At 51.3% G+C, this 18,133-nt stretch carries 13 protein-coding genes and 1 pseudogene; all 14 read right to left on the bottom strand.

Translation table 11 applies throughout. The features are described 5' to 3' along the window. Positions 1 to 11: 11 nt before the first annotated feature. The gene (locus DXB00_RS00775) at positions 12 to 9,338 is read right to left on the bottom strand and encodes a prepilin-type N-terminal cleavage/methylation domain-containing protein (protein WP_119214400.1); all 9,327 of its coding nucleotides are present in this window, start codon (positions 9,336 to 9,338) and stop codon (positions 12 to 14) included. A 163-nt stretch (positions 9,339 to 9,501) separates the two neighbouring features. Further along, a complete protein-coding gene (locus tag DXB00_RS00770) occupies positions 9,502 to 10,032 on the bottom strand; it encodes a hypothetical protein (RefSeq protein ID WP_119214399.1) in 531 nt (176 codons plus the stop codon). A gap of 6 nt (positions 10,033 to 10,038) precedes the next feature. Continuing rightward, a complete protein-coding gene (locus DXB00_RS00765) occupies positions 10,039 to 10,626 on the bottom strand; it encodes a hypothetical protein (RefSeq protein ID WP_119214398.1) in 588 nt (195 codons plus the stop codon). Continuing rightward, complete coding sequence (locus tag DXB00_RS00760; protein WP_119214397.1) at positions 10,627 to 10,917, bottom strand: hypothetical protein; 291 nt, start codon at positions 10,915 to 10,917, stop codon at positions 10,627 to 10,629. 1 nt (position 10,918) lies between these two features. Beyond that, positions 10,919 to 11,251, bottom strand: a complete 333-nt coding sequence (locus DXB00_RS00755; RefSeq protein WP_119214396.1) for a hypothetical protein — start codon at positions 11,249 to 11,251, stop codon at positions 10,919 to 10,921. Positions 11,252 to 11,266: 15 nt separating this feature from the next. Continuing rightward, the gene (locus tag DXB00_RS00750) at positions 11,267 to 11,608 is read right to left on the bottom strand and encodes a hypothetical protein (protein ID WP_119214395.1); all 342 of its coding nucleotides are present in this window, start codon (positions 11,606 to 11,608) and stop codon (positions 11,267 to 11,269) included. Between the two features lie 115 nt (positions 11,609 to 11,723). Further along, positions 11,724 to 11,858 (bottom strand): CD1375 family protein, encoded by a 135-nt coding sequence (locus DXB00_RS17605; protein ID WP_305143081.1) that lies wholly within the window; start codon positions 11,856 to 11,858, stop codon positions 11,724 to 11,726. 44 nt (positions 11,859 to 11,902) lie between these two features. Beyond that, on the bottom strand, positions 11,903 to 12,046 hold the full coding sequence (locus DXB00_RS16560; protein WP_187116379.1) for a CD1375 family protein: 144 nt from the start codon (positions 12,044 to 12,046) through the stop codon (positions 11,903 to 11,905). A 16-nt stretch (positions 12,047 to 12,062) separates the two neighbouring features. Continuing rightward, entirely contained in the window at positions 12,063 to 12,404 is a 342-nt protein-coding gene (locus DXB00_RS00745; protein ID WP_119214394.1) for a hypothetical protein, read from the bottom strand. Continuing rightward, the gene (locus tag DXB00_RS00740; RefSeq protein ID WP_119214393.1) at positions 12,352 to 13,512 is read right to left on the bottom strand and encodes a reverse transcriptase domain-containing protein; all 1,161 of its coding nucleotides are present in this window, start codon (positions 13,510 to 13,512) and stop codon (positions 12,352 to 12,354) included. The genes DXB00_RS00745 and DXB00_RS00740 overlap by 53 nt, the downstream gene beginning before the upstream one ends. Positions 13,513 to 13,863: 351 nt before the next feature. Then, complete coding sequence (locus DXB00_RS00735) at positions 13,864 to 15,393, bottom strand: hypothetical protein (RefSeq protein ID WP_243107117.1); 1,530 nt, start codon at positions 15,391 to 15,393, stop codon at positions 13,864 to 13,866. A gap of 350 nt (positions 15,394 to 15,743) precedes the next feature. Continuing rightward, complete coding sequence (locus tag DXB00_RS00730) at positions 15,744 to 16,751, bottom strand: hypothetical protein (RefSeq protein ID WP_119214392.1); 1,008 nt, start codon at positions 16,749 to 16,751, stop codon at positions 15,744 to 15,746. Positions 16,752 to 16,766: 15 nt separating this feature from the next. Further along, positions 16,767 to 17,764 (bottom strand): annotated as a pseudogene (locus DXB00_RS00725) (siphovirus ReqiPepy6 Gp37-like family protein). Between the two features lie 65 nt (positions 17,765 to 17,829). Further along, on the bottom strand, positions 17,830 to 18,123 hold the full coding sequence (locus DXB00_RS17600; RefSeq protein WP_305143082.1) for a hypothetical protein: 294 nt from the start codon (positions 18,121 to 18,123) through the stop codon (positions 17,830 to 17,832). Positions 18,124 to 18,133 lie beyond the last annotated feature (10 nt).

Below are 18,133 nucleotides of genomic sequence, written 5' to 3'. Positions count from 1 at the left end.
TCCCTTCGTAACTAAAATCTGCGCTCAGCAGGATCGGATTCCGTATAACGGTCGCTCTTGCTGTCCGCAATGACAGTTACCCTGCTGATCTGTATACCATTCGTCAGCTGCAGGGTCTGATTCTCGTGCGTTACCACGGAGAAAATGTTAGGCAGCTTCAAGGTAAATGTGCCGTCCTTCACCTGCAGCATGGTATCCGGCTGATAGCTGTAATAACGAATGCTGCCATTGGTAAGGCTGTATCTGCCGTTGACCGCACTGCCCTGTTTTACAGTATACCAGTCATCCCCTGCAACTGCAAACGTATTTTGACCATTCATGATAATCTCCGGCAGGTTCCCGCTCATATCGACGGTAACCGTCGTGGAATGATCGTCCTTATCGGTCAATTCAATCCGATACAGGTCAGCCTCTGCCACCTCGTCCCACGAGAGCGCGGTAAGCTGTGCAGCCCACTCTGCCGTGTTGATAAGGCGATTCATCGGGCCATAGCTGACAGCAAGCGCCTCATTCACGTTTGCCAGCGACGCGCTCGGTGCTTCCAGCTTCACACGCGGGAATACCACATCGCCGCTCGATACCCAGGCCGAGCTTACCTGTCCCGCCGACTGCGAAATACGAGCCTCAAACCGTACAGAACAGCCTGCGTATTTCGTATCCAGATCGGTCAGGCTGCAGACGTAGCTGCCGCCGCTTTCGCTCATTGCGGAAACGGGGTAAGTTACCGTTGTGCCGTCCGTCCCGGTGATTTTTGCCCGCAGCAGATAGGTGCTGCCGCCGGGCGGTACGCTGGCCGCATTCTCCGGCGTAACGGTGACCTGCAGGCCGCCGCTTCGGAAGCCGGCCGCCGGAATCGGGTTGTTTGCTGTCGCATTCCAGTTGTACGACCACTTGACGCTCGGCGTATCCAGACGCTTCGGCACGGTCATCGTGTACACGATACCGTTCGGGCTGTCCGCGTAACCGGAATCGTCAGCAGCCACCGCCACCAGATAGAGGTCGATGGTCTTGCCGGCGTAATCTTCCAGACTGCGGCTTACCGAGCAGGTGCCGCCCCTGACGGGCACAAGCTCACCCAGGGCAGCGGCCGTTTCGCCCTCCGGCTGCACATAAATCTGATAGCCTGCACAGCCGTTTTCGCTGCCGATGGCACTCCAGCCGATGGTGTATTCCAGCTCGTTGGTATCCGGGTTGATTACCAATGGCTGTCCCGGACGCTCGAGGCGCTGCTTGACAGCGTACTTCTTCGTCGTACTCAGGCCAACCTCGCCGTATGCCTGTCCCAGACGGGTAACGGTCAGCTCAACCTCGGCGTACTGCCAGTCGTCCGCGTTGATGGTGAACGATTGGGAAGTATTCGGATTCTCCTGCGTACCGTAAACCTCGTTGACCGGAATGCCGATTCTTGCGCCTGCCGCAGTAATGCCGGTCAGCTTGACGCTGTAGTGCGGCGCTGCAGTCCCCTGCCCAGGCTGCGTCCACGAGAACCGGTAGCTGATACTGCCATTATCTTCCTGCATCAGTTCCGGGTCGTTCAGCTCCGGCGCCGTCAGCGGCTTGATGTTCAGTACCGCGGTTCTAATGTAGTTTGCAAAGTCATTCGCGTGGCCAAGGACATGACTGTAAATGATCTTGTCCTGCTGCTGAACGCCCTCTGCGCTGTAAGTCCGCAGCGTAACAGACGCATCGCCGGTCTGCCGGGTATCACCATAGGTGTAAACCGGTCCCAGACCGGAGGCGGCGTACCATGCACGCACCCGACGATTTGTGACATTCTCCGCGAAATACTCCTTCGGCAGGTCGCGGAAGTTTGCCGTAACCGTGTTGCCCGCCGAGGTCAGCACATCCTCATACGCAAACACATACTCATTTGTGCCAACCGTGCCGAGCACCTCGATACGGTAAATCGGCGGTGTTTCCATCTGCGGCTCGTTGACCGTCAGTGCAGCCGTGACCGTGCAATCATCCACCGTACTGCCCGAGTACGATACCGACAGCTGGTTAATACTGCCGTCCGGCTTGTACTTCGGCGTGTCGGTCGGGATGGTATCCGTCACGGAGGCCGGCTGAATGCCGTTCGTAATGCCTGCCGCTGCCGTGACGATCAGCTCCTTCAAATCATCGCCGTTGATCTCGGCGGTATGGCTGTTCCGATCAATGGTCACGGTCTGCGAGCCAAGCCTGAAGGTGACTTTCCAGTTGCTGAATACCGCATAATCCGCAAGGTTTTTCAGCGAGATCTGGTATTTAGCGCCATTGTTCCAATGGCTCACCAGTCGGATATTGACATCCGGTGTCGGCAGTACCGACACATCCTGCGTCGCCGCAGTTTTCCATGCAGAAGGCGCGGTATCCTCAAACAGACTGACAGCACGAACCGACAATGTAATGGTCTTGCCTGCTGTGTCTGCCGCAAGGCTTGCCGGCAGCTGGAACGAACCGCTGGTCGTACCGGAGCCGTACGCCTGCGTGCCGTTCAGCTTCGGGTCCCACTGTCCCTGTCCCTTTTGGTTCGGGATAAAGCGCAGATTGGACATTACTTCCTTGTCATCAACGAGCACTGTACCCTCGTAGTACAGAGGACGGTCCGTATCCTCGATGGATACATCGAAACTGCCGTCTGTCTGCTGTTTCAAATCGACCATGAACGAGGCATCCAGCTTTTTGTCGGTTTGGCCGTGCTCCATGTCGCGATAGTTCTCTCGAACATACTCATCAAACAGCTTTTGCTTTGTGTTGAACACCGTATTCTTTTGATACAGCAGCGGGCGCAGCCACGAAGCACCGTGTCCATTCGTCTGTGCAATCTCTCTATATGTTGGTGTATCCGGCATGGTGAACAAAATCCGTCCCGTAATTTGGTCAGAACCATTGATATTCGTACGGATAATGCCATGCTCATCGATCGTAGAGTTTGCCGTTGTTACATTGTAATACATCCGGTTGTCTGTATAGTCGATCACGCCAAGCTGCGGACCGGCAATGGCGGCAAAGCTCTTATTCGCCCATTTTCCGTCACTGCCTGCCCAGTATCCATAGGCAACCATGCGGGAAAATCCCTTTCGTGATTCATTGCGCGTATTACTGCTGTCAAAGATTCGTCCGGCAGTGTTCGTCAAGCCCCATGTATCAAAGAAATAATAATTGTTTCCCACCTTATCACCGCTCAGGGAGCTGCTCAGGCTGGCGTTATTCAGCGATACGATGCCTGTACTGGTACCCGCATCCGAACCGATGACCGAGTAACAGTTCTGGATATAAGTATTATCCTGCGCCACAGTGCCGTCCTTATACCGGTCGCCAAAGATGCCGGCGATATAATTGTTGCCGCCGACCAGTGTTTCCGCATAGTTGCGGCAGCGGTCGATATTCAGCACGATATTTGCGGTCGAAGTGCCGATTGGACCGCCGTTCTTGCTGCTTGCCGTATCTGTTGAGAAGTAACCCACGATACCGGAGGCCATGGAGGATGAATAGATCTTAACGCCCGGCGCATTGACACAATCCGAAACGTTAATGGTGAACTTCTGTGCAGCATTTATATCATACGTCGTATAAACCGTAACGTTGCCAAGGATGCCCGCACTGTCGTTCGCGCAGTCCTTGACCTTCCTGCTGTTCTCCCAATGATAATAGCTTGCACCATCCCGGCCAAAAACGCTGCCGTGATTCTGACAGCTGATGATATTGAAATCCTGACCGGAGGCCGCATGATACAGCTGTGCCACGATACCGCCGGATGCACCGACCCAGCCGGTTTCATACGTCGTCTGCAAATTGCCGTAATTGTAGCAATCCTCAACCGTACCGCCGTTATTCGTCCACTGGCCGACAATGCCGCCCGAATAGTGCGATTGATAGCCGTACACCGTGCCATAGTTGACACAGTTTTCGATCGTCCAGTCGGTTGTGGTCTGGTTGGTCTGTGTGCCGATGATACCGCCTGCAAATCGGCTGGTCGCGCCGTTTGCCAGCTGGCGGCCGACAAACGCCTGATTGAGCAGATAGGACAGGTCCTTTTCGCTCTCGTTCATGCCGACAATACCGCCGGTGCCGACACCGATGCCGTCCGACTTGTTGACCAGCAGCCAGCTGCCGCTGACGCAGCGATTCAGCTCACCGGTCGGCGCATTGTAGCCCGCCACGCCGCCAAGGTTGCCGTTGCTCGATACGATGATCTGCATGGTGCGGTCTGCCGCTACGCTCTTGCTGCCGCCGTTGTAGGACAGCTTTTCCACATCCGTCCGGTCTGCCCACTTTACCCAGGTGGAATCCGCAGACAGCTTCTGTGCCTCGGCATTGGACAGCAGGTCGCTCACCTTGCTGACATTTTCCATCAAGGTTTCGGTGCTCTTATCGCCGGACATGGTGATCGTGCCCTTGTTATAGCCGGTCACACCGCCGACCATACCGTTTTTGACCGTGATCGTACCGGTTCCGGTATTGTCTATGTAGCACTGCTCGATGATGCCGGTCGTATCATTCTTACCTGCAATGCCGCCGATATGCGAGGACAGGCGTTCCTTCTCTGCCGCCGAACTGGTGGAGGTTGCGGTGTACACACCGTCCGCCGTCAGCGTCAGCCTGGAAACTGTGCTGCCCTGCAGCAGACCGCCGTTCAGTCCGGCAATGCCGCCGTAGCAGTTGCCGACCGCGCTCTTTCCTTCGTCGATCGTGCCGGAATACGTGCATTCGGTTACCTTGCCGCTTGCATTATTCTGACCGACTACACCGCCGAGATAGGTATACTTCGTGAATTTCTCAAAATTCGAGGTGACCTTCACCTTGCTGACCGTACCGCCCGCTCGATTGATGCCGACTGCACCGCCGACCTGCAGCGTGCTTGCGGAAACGCTGTATGTCGGCTGCTGCGAAACCTCGGTTGCAGTGACCGTACCGCTGTTGTCTCCGACAACAGCACCCAGAATGAATGCACTGCCGGAAATCGTGATATGATCGCCGAGTGTCGCTCCCTGAACCGTACCGCCCTTGTGGTTTACTGCACAGATCGCGCCTGCCGCAGTCTTGTTGCGGGTGATGAGCGTTACCCTGTTATCCGTGCCGACGCTGCAGCTCCTGATCGTGCCGTAGTTTTCGCTGGCAACGCCGCCTGCATAGCCGTCGTTACTGGTGACACTGCCGTTGCCGATACAGTTCTCGACCGTGCTGCTCGCGCTGTTCATGCCGACAATACCGCCTGCCGCACCGACATTTGCGGTCACCTGACCGAGATTCTTCGCGTACCGCAGAACAGCCTTTGCGCCCTCCTGCGCGCCGACAACGCCGCCTGCACTGCCCGCCGCTGCGCGGACCTCTGCCGCCCGATTGGTCAGGCAGTTGATGCTCGTGCCGCCGAGTGTGCCGCGGTTGATGCCGGCAATACCGCCGACCATACTGCTGCCGCGCACGGTCAGCTTGTTATCCGCAGCAATGACATCGCCCTGCACGCTGCCGCTTGCCGGACTGAGCGTGCCGGTTGCGGTATTCACGCCGATCACGCCGCCGACACCGCTGCCGCTGCCGTTGACACGGCGCTTTCCTGCCGGTGTGCTCGAAAGCGTAATCGCACCGCCGTTTTCGCCCGCAATACCGCCGACACGGCCTGCACCGCTGACATTGGCGCTGCTGGTATTGTTCTGTATCCTGCCGCCGCTGAGATTATAGCCGATGATGCCGCCGACCGTGTTCCGTCCGGTGACGGTGCAGTTTTTCTCGGTCGTGCAGTTTTCAATCGTGCCCGCTGTCCTGCTGCCGACATTCAGACCCGCGATGCCACCGATATAATCCTGCGTTGCGCTGCCCATGCTGCCGGAGAGCGTGCAGCCGCGGATGATGCCCTCGTTCAGACCGACCACGCCGCCCATGGCATTCAGGCCGTTCATCGTGCCCTTGCTGGCACAGTGATCTATCACCTGATTCTCACCGTTGACGCCGATCACACCGCCGATAACGGAAACACGCAGCTCGCCGCTGCCCAGCTCATCGGAGAGCGCCTTCGCGGCATCCGTGTACTTCTGCGCCTGCAGATAGGATACCATATCCACACCGGTTTTCAGCTTGCTGTCCGGGAAGGTGTCCTCTGCCGGACGGTCAAAGCCGCCTGCGTTCAGGCAGTGCTCCACCTTCATCCGGGTCTGCGGCTCACAGCTGCCGATAATGCCGCCTGCATACGCATACGCGCGGATGGTCATGTTATTGGAAACCGCAGACAGTCTGTCTGCACTGTTGCCGTCCGCTGTGATAGTGATGGTATGCGTATTGGTAGATGCCTGGACCGTTCCCGGCACATTGCTGTTGTTTGCCGCGATGCCCGGCAGAAGCGCATACAGCGTTCCGCCTGCCCGGTCTTTCTCCGTGTAGGTGCGCTGATAGCCGATCAGACCGCCGCAGAATGCCTCTGCAGTGACCGTGCCAAGGCTGTTATCGACCTTGAGACCGCTGACCGTGACATTCTCTCCCGGGTTGACCACATTTGCACCGATCGCACCGCCGACATAGTACCGTCCCTGCACACTGCTCGGCTTGATGGTCAGCTTCTTCTCGAGCAGCTTTGTCGAAGCATTCAGACCGATCAGACCGCCGACGCAGTCTCCGGTTGCGGCAACACGGCCGCCGATGAGCGTATAATTGATATCAATCGTGCCGTCTGTGTCGTTATAGCCGACCAGACCGCCGACATAGTGTCTGCCGACGACGATACCCGCCACACTCCGGTTAGAGACTGCGTTATCCTTGTCACTGAAGGTGATCGTGCCGCTGTTGTAGCCGGTCAGACCGCCCGCATAGCTGCCGACGGCTCCCCAGTCCGTGACACGCCTGTAGATCGCATTATTGGTGTCCGAAACATAGCTTGCACAGTTTATGATGGCCGCATTGTTCTCATTTGCACCGCAAATACCGCCGATAAATACATTGTATCCTGCAACGACACCTGTGTTGACGCAGTTTTTGATCGTCGAACCGCCTTTATTCTCACCGATGATGCCGCCGACATACGAATTGCCGATGACATAGCTTGCGTTAACGGTTGTTCTGGTGCCGTTTTCACTGAGCAGTGCCGTCTGCGTATCAGACTGATTCAGCGCACCGATGATGCCGCCGACATACTCGCTGCCAAGAACGTAGCCGTTTGCCTCGGTCTCGCAGTCATACAGCACACTTTGTTCGCCGTAGCCGACAATGCCGCCGACATATCTGCCGCGCAGCTTGTCTCTATCCTCCTGCTTATAGGTGTAGCCGTCCGCATATCCGGCACGGCTCCTGCATTCGGAAAGAGACGCGTTATGCGCGTAACCGACAATGCCGCCGATATAATGTCCAGCCAGCGAATGATCATCTGCGGCTGTGCTGCTGAGAATCAGCCCTTCATTTTTGCAGTCAGCCATATCTTTTCCCGTGGCCTGATCCTTGCCGGAAAAATAGCCTGCAATACCGCCAACCGAGCGATTGCCCGTTACAGCAGCGCTGTTGGTGAGGGTTTTGACTGCGGCACCGTTTGTTGTCAGGCTGCCCGCAATACCGCCGATACCGCGCGCAGTATCGCCGGTCGGCAGCGTACCGGTTACGGTACCCGATGCAGACAGCTTGATTACTGACTTAGAATCGCTGACTTCAATCACACCGGCCACACCGCCGATGCCCTGCGCCTGTGCCGAAGTCAGCGCAGCCTCCACCTCGGCTTCGGTGCCGTCCACGGTATCGCCCTTCAAAGAACCGTTGCTGTAACCGCAGACAGCGCCGACACCCTTGAGCTTGCCCGATGCGATCTTCACCTGCGGATTGAGCAGGCGCAGATCATGGATCGTGCCTGCGTTTTTTTGAAACAGACCAAGATATTCTGCGTCATCGGCAATCGAGATCTCATCCAGCTTGAGATTACTGATGGCATTCCCGCCGGTAAACACGCCGGCAATGCGGTTCAGCAGACCGCCTGTGCCGTCCAGTGTCTGATTGCTGCGCAGCGCAGGGATGCTCGGGAAGCCGATATCCTTGCCGGTGGAAACCGAAAGTGCGCCGCGGGCTGCCGTACCGTAAACCTTTACACTGTCGCTCATCCAGTCCAGTGAACGCGCGGTAACGGCAAATGCCGCCGTCGTATCCATATAACGGATATTGGACAGATGACGGAAGGTTTCGATCTCGCACCGGCTGTTATCCGACCGGGTGCCGTCACCGAAAAGCGTGTTCGCCTTATTGGATTCGATAGCGTCACTCTTTTGATACTCCTCACCGCGGGTGTTTTCTGCGTTCGGGTCCGGAAACACCTGCACGGCTGCGTAAACATTCAGCGGGGTTTCCAGCTTGCCGCCGAAGCGCGTGATGCTGGTATCGCTGCTCTGCCGGAAGGCTGCTTTATCATCAGACAGCTTGTCCAACCGGTCGTACAGCTTCGCATTCATCATACCGTCCAGCACGAGTGTTGCCCGCTTGCCGGTCCGGTCATATTCCATGGGGAAGGTATAATTCTTCGTCGCATTATCCTCGGTCGTAACCGCAACCGACTGCGAACCCGTTTTCAAATCCCTGCCCGGAATATTGATCGACAGAAGCTGTGCTTTATCCTCACTGCTGTACAGCTTGACCTCGTAATAAACCTTATCCAGATCCTGATCCTTCACATTGCTCGACCAGTTCAGCGACAAAGTTTCACCGTTTACCAGATTGATCGAGGTGATCTTCAGCTTAGTCGCATCCAGACTGACAGCATTGACTGCATCCTGAACCGAGTAATAGCCCAGCCGTTCTTCCCTGCGCGTATCGCGGCCGCGCTTGCTGTAATCAATATCCAGCCAGCTACCGGACATATCCGCCGGTTTGCTGTCCTCATTCGATCCGTAGTACAGTCCCTTGCAGTTTGTGCCGTAGAAAACCGAATAAACCTGACCGCTTTCCACGTCGATTTCGATGCAGATTGCAGCATTCAGCACACTTTTATCATAGGTATCCTGCGAAAGAAGCGCACCGACGAGCGCACCGTCACCCGACAGCTCACCTTCTGCGTATTCGCCTGCATCCAGACGAATGCCGTAAATACGGCCGACCAGCTTTTTCCGGTCCTCGTCCGACTCATCAAACGACTGATTCAGCACGCCTTCCTTCTTCACCCTACTGCAGAACGACTCCCATTCACCGCCGGTACGAAGGTAGGTCAGCTCGGATTCTGCCGACAGATACATGGTCTTAGCGTACGATTCATTCTTTCGGAACTGCGACAGATGGATATACCCCAGAAGGCTCGGTACAGCGATAGCAAACAGAATGCTCAGAATGACCAGTGCAACTACCAGCTCTACGAGGGTAAAGCCGCCTTTTCCGCACTTTTTGCGCTGCTGTGTCATATTCGCTGCCTCCTTCCCTTCAGATATAGGATAAATGGGTATACTGCCCCAATTTAGTCATTTTATATTTTAGAAGCAAAATATCCCGTAATTACTTGCTTTTTGAGCCAAAGTGTAGGAATAATGCAGAAATAACCTACACGTGACGGCTTCAAATCACATCTTATTTTCCATAAACTACGGTTGAACTGATATCTTTCCCGTCTGCGGAAAAGACTTTTGTAAGACGGGCAAGCTCCTTACCAGCAGTATCCGTAAGAACCGCTTCCATGTTAAGCATGTTATTCGAAAACTTCTTAACAAGCTTCTGCCCTTTAGAGTCGGTAGTAATGATTGTACTGCTGTTATCCGAAAAAGACTTCACAGTACGCCCAAGCTCAACTCCGTCCGGATCAGTTAGAACCGTGGTGCAGGTCAAGAAGTCATTTGAAAAGGTCTTGACCAAAGTCCGACCCTGTGAATCGATTGTGCTGATGATTGTGCCATCGTCCGAAAAATGTTTATAGCCATCTGTTAGACCAGCTGTAAGAATTCGGTCGATTTCATCGTAATCATCGCCAATAAACTCACCAGTTATCATTGTACCATCGGCCTGATGAGCTGTAAATCCCTTTTTAAGGGTTTCCTTGCTGACGGTGTCGGCGGTCAGATCGATTAACGTCCGGCGATTGTAAACGACCTTATTTACAGCCATTTACTCTCACCCCGCAATCGTTACCGTCACTCCCCCAGCAGGATTATCAGCTTCAACATAAGGAATTGCTTCAACTTCTACCTGAGACAAACAGTTATACTCTGCATCAGGTAGAATCGTCTGCTTTGCGGTGGACGGTGTAACTGTCTTAGCCTGCGGTTTCATGTTTTCCGAGCCGGACATTGTACCCTCAATGCCGAGGATAGTTACGCCCTCTCGAATATTGTTGGCAACCAGCTTACCTTTTTCGGTTGCGTCGATTCCCACTTTACCACTGCCATCGTGGAAACCCTGAGGAATTGTAACATCCTCATCTCTGGTAGTAATCTTCTTACTAACGGCACCATTATTCTTCATAGTACCTGTAAGTTTGTTGCCACTGACATACGCGGTCTTACCCGCCAGAATTTCAGCGGCAGCAGCAGTTGCATCCGTAGAATCTACATCAAATGTACAAGTGCCCTCAATCTGGGCGCCACTCTTATCATGAGCCTTGGTTCCCAAAAGAAGCTTACTGGCTTCCACGGTATCACTGGTAAGGTCAATCAGGGTTCTGCCACCATAAATGACCTTGTTGATATACTGATTGGGCATTTAATTTACCTCCTCTGCAATGTAAACTGTAACTCCATTTTGAACGTTACTGGTTTCGAAATATGGGACTTTTTGAACTGTCACATCTTTCTTAAGCACCTTGTTGGCAGTGGGCAAAACCTGAGTATTAAAAGCGCTCGGTACCACTTCATATTCGCCTGAATAGGTGTTGTAATCTATTGCGGCAGATAGTTTGCCGGATAAACCACCTTTACAGGATAATTCGCCAGACAGTGTGCATAGTCCCGAGATATGTCCAGTAAGGCATTCGAACGCTTTTATACTGCTCATATCAATGCACCTCTTCCGTCAGCTTAAGAGTTGCTTTGGTAATGAAGGTGTCCACTTCTCCCGTTACTTTTGTCAGCTCGATGTCGTAGACATACTTGCCAAATGCAAGCGACTTGGTGTCTTCTGGCTCAATTACTAAAATCATCGTGTCGACCGGGATTTCTTTGATGAGGAGAGGCGCTCCGTCTTCGTAGTCAGTTTTCATTGCGAACCGAATACGGTCCCCTTTAACAGGAGCATACTGATTGCCCTCCGAGTCAGTGATTGTAATAAGAGCCGTAAAGGTGTCTCCTCTGGTCAGCGTAATCATTGTTCCTGAAACAGAGTAACTCATAATCTCACCTCCAATTCAAGCATTGTAAGTTGATTTATGAATCGCAAGTTGGTCGACTTCTGTCATGATTCGCTTAGCCGAACCGTTGCCTCCTAATTTTTTATAAGGCTTGTACAAGTATTCGTACAGATTTTCATACTCGTCCTGTGTAATGTAACCTCTCTCAATGTAGACCATTCCGAGATAGATAATGCGATCATGAGCCAGACCAATGAGCATTTGCGTTTCAAGATTGTTCTGTTTATTCTCAGCAGCTTTTCGTTTGCTTCGCTCCTGGATGTATGCCCAAAATCCAGAAGAAGCAAGTATCGTCCCCAAAATGGTTAATAGCGTTTGCAGCCAGGGTTCCATTTCCATATATCATCCTCCTTGAAGTCATAAATGAAATAAGAAGCTTGTAAGAAATATCACCCCAAACCTCTTTTAATTAGGCGAGGGAGCCACCGTGAAGTAGACTCCCTGCCAATTTCGGTTAATCCACCGGATTACCGTTTTCGTCAAGGCCGAGAGCTTCCAAATCATCCTTAACAGCAGCCTTGAACTTTGCCGGAACCTGATTAAAGGTTCGACGACCTGCGATGATGAGTGCGACATACAGTGCTACCATGTTGTTACCTCCTATCAAAATTTTGGATAAAATATAAAACATGGTTACTCCTCCTCAGCGATAGGATCGCCGTTGGTGTCGTAGCCATATTCTAACAATTTTGCTTCGACATCTGCCTTGAATTTCTCAGGCACCTGGTCGAAGGTTCTTCGCTTATTGATGATAAGCGTGGCATAAAGATTGACCATTTTTGCTACCTCCTCATTAAGGAATCATTGCTGCGACGGTGTCATACAGATCAGCAATTGCTTCCATGATGGCAAGCTGCTGGGAATCACCAGTTTCCTGACCTGCCATGAGCTGAACAATGTTGTCTGAATCATTCGTACCTTTAATGGCGTTTTCAGCCATAAGCAGATTGGTGTATTCATTGAACTCCTGAGGGGTTAGCGCCGCTTCCTGATAAGTCCAGTAAGTGGTTTTATCGCCCTGTTCGGAAGTTCGTGCGATACTCGTAATTTCCTTGCGGAGATATACGGTTCCAACAGTAACCTCAAGTGCAGTCGGCTGGACTGTGCTCTCGGCGTACTTGTAATTCAACTCCATGCGACTTTCCTCCTTTCGCAGTGTAAAGACTGACGAGTTTTTGATATACCCGCTTCTCATCGTTTTTGTCATATCGTGAAACCTTTCGCTTCAATTGCTGAAAGCTGACACATGGTTTTATCCACTTCTGATACATCAAATAGGTATCGGTGCAGTCGATCCACCCAAGATAAGACAACATTTGACGAGCATCGAGTATGGTTGCTTTCTCCTTTTTGGAGATTTTGCGAGCTTTTCTCGTGGCCTTGTACATAATGGATTTTCGAAGAATCGTTCGATTACGATAAAAGCGAAAGCCCATGAAGTCCAGGTCGCGCCCCTGGTTATTACCATAAGAAAAGCGAAAGACTTGCCAATTCGCTTTAAGTTCCAAGCCAAGCTCCATTTCCAGATAATCAGAAATTGCTTGTCTCATGCGGTGCAAAACCCTCTTGTTACTTCCGAAAATGACCATGTCATCCATGTAGCGCATATAGTGCACGGCACAGAGCTGCTCCTTGATGAAATGATCTAAGCCCTGCAAATACCAGTTAGAAAGCCATTGAGAAGTATAAAAACCAAGCGGAATACCAACCTCTGTGACATCGATAATGCGGAATAGTAAATCCAGCATTTTTTCATCATGAACGGTCTTCTTCAACTTAGCTTTCAAACGATCGTGTGGGATGGAATCAAAGAAATGGCGAATATCCATTTTGAGGACATACTTACAATTCTTCGGGTCAATCCTGATCCACTTCTCAATAACCTGCTTTCCTTTATGGGCACCTCTGCCCGGAAGACTGGCATAGCTATGTTCATACATTCCCTTGCAGAACATTGGCTTCATGGCATTTACGATGCAATGCTGAACAAGCAGCTCTTCCATCGTAGGGACAATAATAGTGCGCTCCTTGCGAGTAATCCCATCATAAATGTAAACCGGCACATGCTCGGCGTTTTCGTAGTTGACTATCCAGTCTAAGGATTGTTCAACTGCGGCATCGTCAGACATGTGCCGGTGTTTCATGATTTTACGGAATCTCTTGCTGTGCTTTGCTTGAGACAGAGCGTACCGTCGGTTCGTTTCGGATATTGTTTTTTCGTACAAGTGGTTATAGGATTTCATGTTCTCTCTTATCCTCTCATCCGCTTTCGACTTATTCTCAGCTACTCACAGATGCTTGCACCGAGTTAATTTTCACCAAGTGGTGAGGAAGAGATGCGGATATCTCTTGCCATTTTGAAATGGCGGCATACACTGCATTATAGAGAGCTTCTTATGGATAAGATAGAGCCGCGCCATTGTTCGAGTTCGAATTGGACGCCGTATTGTTCAGATTAGCGTAGAAAGGACCGACCATCAGGTCATTGTTCCAGTTGCCGCCGACATACGCGCTGGGCGCAGTGTATACCCCTAATATTTAATTGTTTTCGTTTACCCGGCGAACCTAAGGTTCTCCCGTCCTCTCCTCGCTGCTTACGCAGCAGCAAGCGGTTTACAAGAGAGAGCCGCGCCACGGCTCGAGTCCGAAAAGGACGCCGTAACGCTCAGATTAGCGTAGAAAGGACCGACCAACAGGTCAACGTTCCAGTAGCCGCCGACATACGCGTAATTGACCTGGTTGTTATTGTACCACATGCCGTCAGCCTCATAAGTGCTGCTCGAACCGCTTGCCGTAACAGGCAACCGTCCGAATGCTTCCGTCTTCATGCTGCTGATGTAGCCGCCGGAGCTGCCAGCCGGAGTAGCATTTGCGATCGTCTTATAACCGTTTCCGTCTGTGTTGTAGTCGGTTACAGTAGAACCATCGTGAGTACCACGAGTCAGCTTGACCTTCTGAGTTCCATTGGCATTGATCCAGCCGGCGGTACGACGCCACAGGTTACCCCAGACATTCTCCATACCGAAGACCTTCACACCGGAGGTCTGGTCGTTGGAACCCCAGAACATACCCTTAGTATTCATCGTACCCGGAACAATAGCATTGCTGTTGGAACTCTTGCACCGTCCGTAGCCGAATGCAGTCTGGCACTCAGTAGAACGAGCCATCATAACCAACAGATCCTGAAGCAGCAGTCTGTCAGCCAGCACTTCGGTGTACCAGTCATTACCGTTTGCCTTTGCATAGGTAATTTCATTAGCTGCCGTGGTATTTACGCTGTTAGCTGCACCACTGATAGAACGAAGCTTTCCGGAAACCAGAGAACCGAAATAGATGGGGGTATAGAAATGATCGATCTGGTTGTTATTACGGTCATAGTTGCACCAGCAATCCCAAGTATCGTCCTGAGGAGTATCGGAGCAGCGGAAATGGTAAACACCATTAGACTCCCACCGCTTCGTGTAGATCTTTGGCCATTCCATCATGGCGTTGCCGCCGAAAGAAGTATCCGTAACCTTGGATGTGGTGCCGTTGACCTTCTTGGTATAGTCGTTAGGATTGAGATAGTGATCGACAACGCCTGCATAAGTCAGCATACAAGGACGAGGCATGAACTTTTCGCCCGGGTCGAACGCCCAACCACCACAGTTGAACTTGCCGGTGCTGAAATTCATAGCCGCCGGAGTAAATGCCGCATTATCCACATCAGAAGGATAAGTTACTCGTCCGGTGGGGCTGGAAGTCGCCTTGACCAGGTCATAGCCGAACAGATAGTCTCTCTTCTTCGGCGTTACGCTGGTTCTGTTTGCCTCGCTGCGATTATAGGCACCGGTACTGGTGTAAGGGAATGCGGAATAGTAATACACCACTCCGACTGTCACATTGGTATCCGTATAAGTGCCGTTGGCGGTGATGTTCTTGAACAGTTCACCCTCAGTCTCGCTGGTAGGATAACCGGTCGTGCTCCTACGGATAACTGCACCTGCAACGCCACTCGGAAGCTTCGCCGTAATTTCTACCTTAACGGTATCAGACGCCGAGACATACACCGACTTAGCGGAAAACTCCTGCATCGGCTCCGGTTCATTAACAACTACACGGTTAGCCTTATTCCGATTATACACACCTTGCGTGGTATAAGGGAATGCCGCATAGTAATAGGTTCCGGTAGAAGAGACATCACGATCCGGGAAAGTTGTAGATGCTTTAATATTGGCGACAAGATCGCCATCGAATTCATCCTTCGGATAGTCAGTCGTCTTCCTCCGGATAATTGCACCCTCACGGTGCAGAGCGTCTGGTTATTCACGACCGTGTCGTTGGGAAGTGTAGCTGTAATTATCACGCCTCCATACTGAGCAACAAACGCAGCGCTGAATACCAGCATATTGGACGGCTCAATGCCGCCGAAGAAGTGTCGGTATTTACCGAAAATCAGATCTTCTTCTGCCATTTTGATTGTTCTCCTTTCGCTTTAAGAATAAGTTACAACGGTACTGATAAGTTTGCCGTCGGAGTCAAAAGTTTTGACGGCTCTCGCCACTTCTGCCCCTGCTGCGCTTTTCAGCACATTTGTCATGGTCAGGAATCCATCAGAGAAAGTCTTCGTCAGTGTTCTACCATCGCTCGCAGTCGAAGTGATGGTAGAACCATCATCTGAAAACTCCTTAGTTCCATCTTCAAAACCAACCAGCAAAATGCGTTTAACTTCTTCCTTGTCGATTTCAAGTTGCAGATTGCCGGCGACATCACCGCTGAGCTGGTCTTTCATCTGATTATACCAGGCAAGAAAATCAGCCTGCTCAGATGCGATCCACTGGTCAAGAACGGCCTGCTCCTGTTGAAGGTCAGCTTTCATGTTATTGAACCAAGTCGTGAAATCGCTTTCCTCTTGAGCAATCCAGTCATCGACCTCCTGAGATCGTGCATCGGTAAACCGATCAAGTTCGTCCTGCCATTTGCCAAGTAGCTCATCCAGACTGATCGTCTGAAGAATGCCGGTCACAAACGGCGTAGACTCTGTGCCGACCATAGGGGTAATGTCAGCTTGGTTAATGACCGCAGTGCCGTATTTTCTGTAAATATAACAGAGAGGGTACTGATGGACATTTCCCTCGTTTGTCAAAGTCGGTCTCGACGGTGCGCTGGACGGATTGCCCTTGACAAATTTGATAGTGTTCTCACGCACTGATTCCATTCCGTTTACTTCCAGAACCACGGCATCGATACGATCGAGAAGCACTTCTGCTTCCGGAGCAGTCATCGGCAGGATGCTGTCGTTGACTGTCCATGTATGGTCGAACCAGGCTTTACCGATACCGACATTCACGGTAAGACCGCCTGCCGCCTTCACAGCAAAAGCGGTTCCGATAGAAGCAAATACACCATCGATGATAAGCCCGTCAAAGATTGCCGACATCTGTGCGGCATTGTATTTGCGGTCACCGTTAAGTGAATTGAAAAATCCGCTTGATACGCTCATTCAGTTTCTCCCTCCTTACTTTGAAATAGTTTTGAAGGTCGGATAAATTGACAATCCTTCCTCACTGTTTGAGATGACCAGCTCTGAAATGTAAGCTGATCCCTCATTGCCATATTCATTGGCGATTTGAACGATGTCTCCGATAAAGAAGTCCTCGCCGTATTTGAAAAGTCGAGTAACTTCAACTTCTCCTTCGAATGCAGTGGTTACAATATGGTCTGCCAGATTCTTCAAACCTTTTGTCTGAAGCTGTGCCATGTATTCTGCATCGGATAGTGTTCCGCCCTCAGTGTCAGATGAAATATCGCGAGCATCTGTAAAAGCTCACGCCGGTCAAGTCCAGATGCTGAGCCAACAATAGCGGTTCGCCTTGATGCTCCTTCACCTTCTCCTGCGACCAGAGTCACATTTCGAAAACTCGCTTTGGATGAATAATAGTTGCTGTTGATGATGTTCTCAAAGTTTGGAGAGAAAACAACATACGGATTTTCTGTCTGCTCATAAGAGCGATCAACGCCGGCATACAGACTGAATGCAAACTTGTTTTCATCGGTCAGTACAATCTTGAACCCTATATTGTTTTCCTCACAAAGTCCTTTGATGACATCGTACAGGCAGTCACCTGTGTATTGGTTGTCGATTTTCAGTCTTGTGATTTTAGGGTCGGTAGAAGGCACGAACACAAAGTTGGAAATCTTTCGATTAGCAATAGACGGTGAAATAATGCACTCATTCAACATGGTCTGAATGCCATTTTGAAGATTTCCATTAAAGACTCGCTGCCCCCAGATGATGCGGCGTTCAAGAATAGATTCCAGTGACCTTCCAGTCACGATAAGATGATTTCCTTCCTCTGTGTCGGCATTGATCTTGATGTCCTCAATAATCATACAGTGCTCTGAATCCTTCAGCCACAGATAGTAGTCCTCCTTCAAATACTGCAAGAGTTGTGTGTCCATAGCGAAGAATATCTCGAAGTCTCCATATGAGTTGTATCGATCAGTCCATATCATGGATTCATAGGTATCTATGACGGCTATGGACTCGAAATCGGTGTTTAAGACCAAAAGCTCCATAGTTATACCCCCTCATAGATGACTTTGTTTTCGATTCTGAACTGAAGATTCGTAACACCGCTGTCAGCAGTAAAGGCGAAAATGTTATCACCCTTTGCTAAGGTAAACCAGTCGGTATTCTTATCCAAACAGTTCAGGATGTTGTACGAAACGCCTTCACGAATCAGAGTAATGCTCTTATCACCCTTTGAGGTGTTAATGACGATATCATCACTTGCGACGATACCCTTTCCAGTCAGCTTTTGGAGCTTCACAGTATCAATCTTCATGACTTCTCTGGTTTCCGTATTGTAAATATTGATGTTG

It is taken from the genome of Butyricicoccus sp. OF10-2, from assembly GCF_003481925.1.
GTDB classification, from domain to species: domain Bacteria; phylum Bacillota; class Clostridia; order Oscillospirales; family Butyricicoccaceae; genus Agathobaculum; species Agathobaculum butyriciproducens.
This window is presented reverse-complemented; position numbering and strand designations above follow the sequence as displayed.

Coding starts and splice junctions, on each gene's coding strand:
- DXB00_RS00775 (WP_119214400.1), bottom strand. CDS start 9,338: ATGACACAGCAGCGCAAAAAGTGCGGAAAAGGCGGCTTTACCCTCGTA.
- DXB00_RS00770 (WP_119214399.1), bottom strand. CDS start 10,032: ATGGCTGTAAATAAGGTCGTTTACAATCGCCGGACGTTAATCGATCTG.
- DXB00_RS00765 (WP_119214398.1), bottom strand. CDS start 10,626: ATGCCCAATCAGTATATCAACAAGGTCATTTATGGTGGCAGAACCCTG.
- DXB00_RS00760 (WP_119214397.1), bottom strand. CDS start 10,917: ATGAGCAGTATAAAAGCGTTCGAATGCCTTACTGGACATATCTCGGGA.
- DXB00_RS00755 (WP_119214396.1), bottom strand. CDS start 11,251: ATGAGTTACTCTGTTTCAGGAACAATGATTACGCTGACCAGAGGAGAC.
- DXB00_RS00750 (WP_119214395.1), bottom strand. CDS start 11,608: ATGGAAATGGAACCCTGGCTGCAAACGCTATTAACCATTTTGGGGACG.
- DXB00_RS17605 (WP_305143081.1), bottom strand. CDS start 11,858: ATGGTAGCACTGTATGTCGCACTCATCATCGCAGGTCGTCGAACCTTT.
- DXB00_RS16560 (WP_187116379.1), bottom strand. CDS start 12,046: ATGGTCAATCTTTATGCCACGCTTATCATCAATAAGCGAAGAACCTTC.
- DXB00_RS00745 (WP_119214394.1), bottom strand. CDS start 12,404: ATGGAGTTGAATTACAAGTACGCCGAGAGCACAGTCCAGCCGACTGCA.
- DXB00_RS00740 (WP_119214393.1), bottom strand. CDS start 13,512: ATGAAATCCTATAACCACTTGTACGAAAAAACAATATCCGAAACGAAC.
- DXB00_RS00730 (WP_119214392.1), bottom strand. CDS start 16,751: ATGAGCGTATCAAGCGGATTTTTCAATTCACTTAACGGTGACCGCAAA.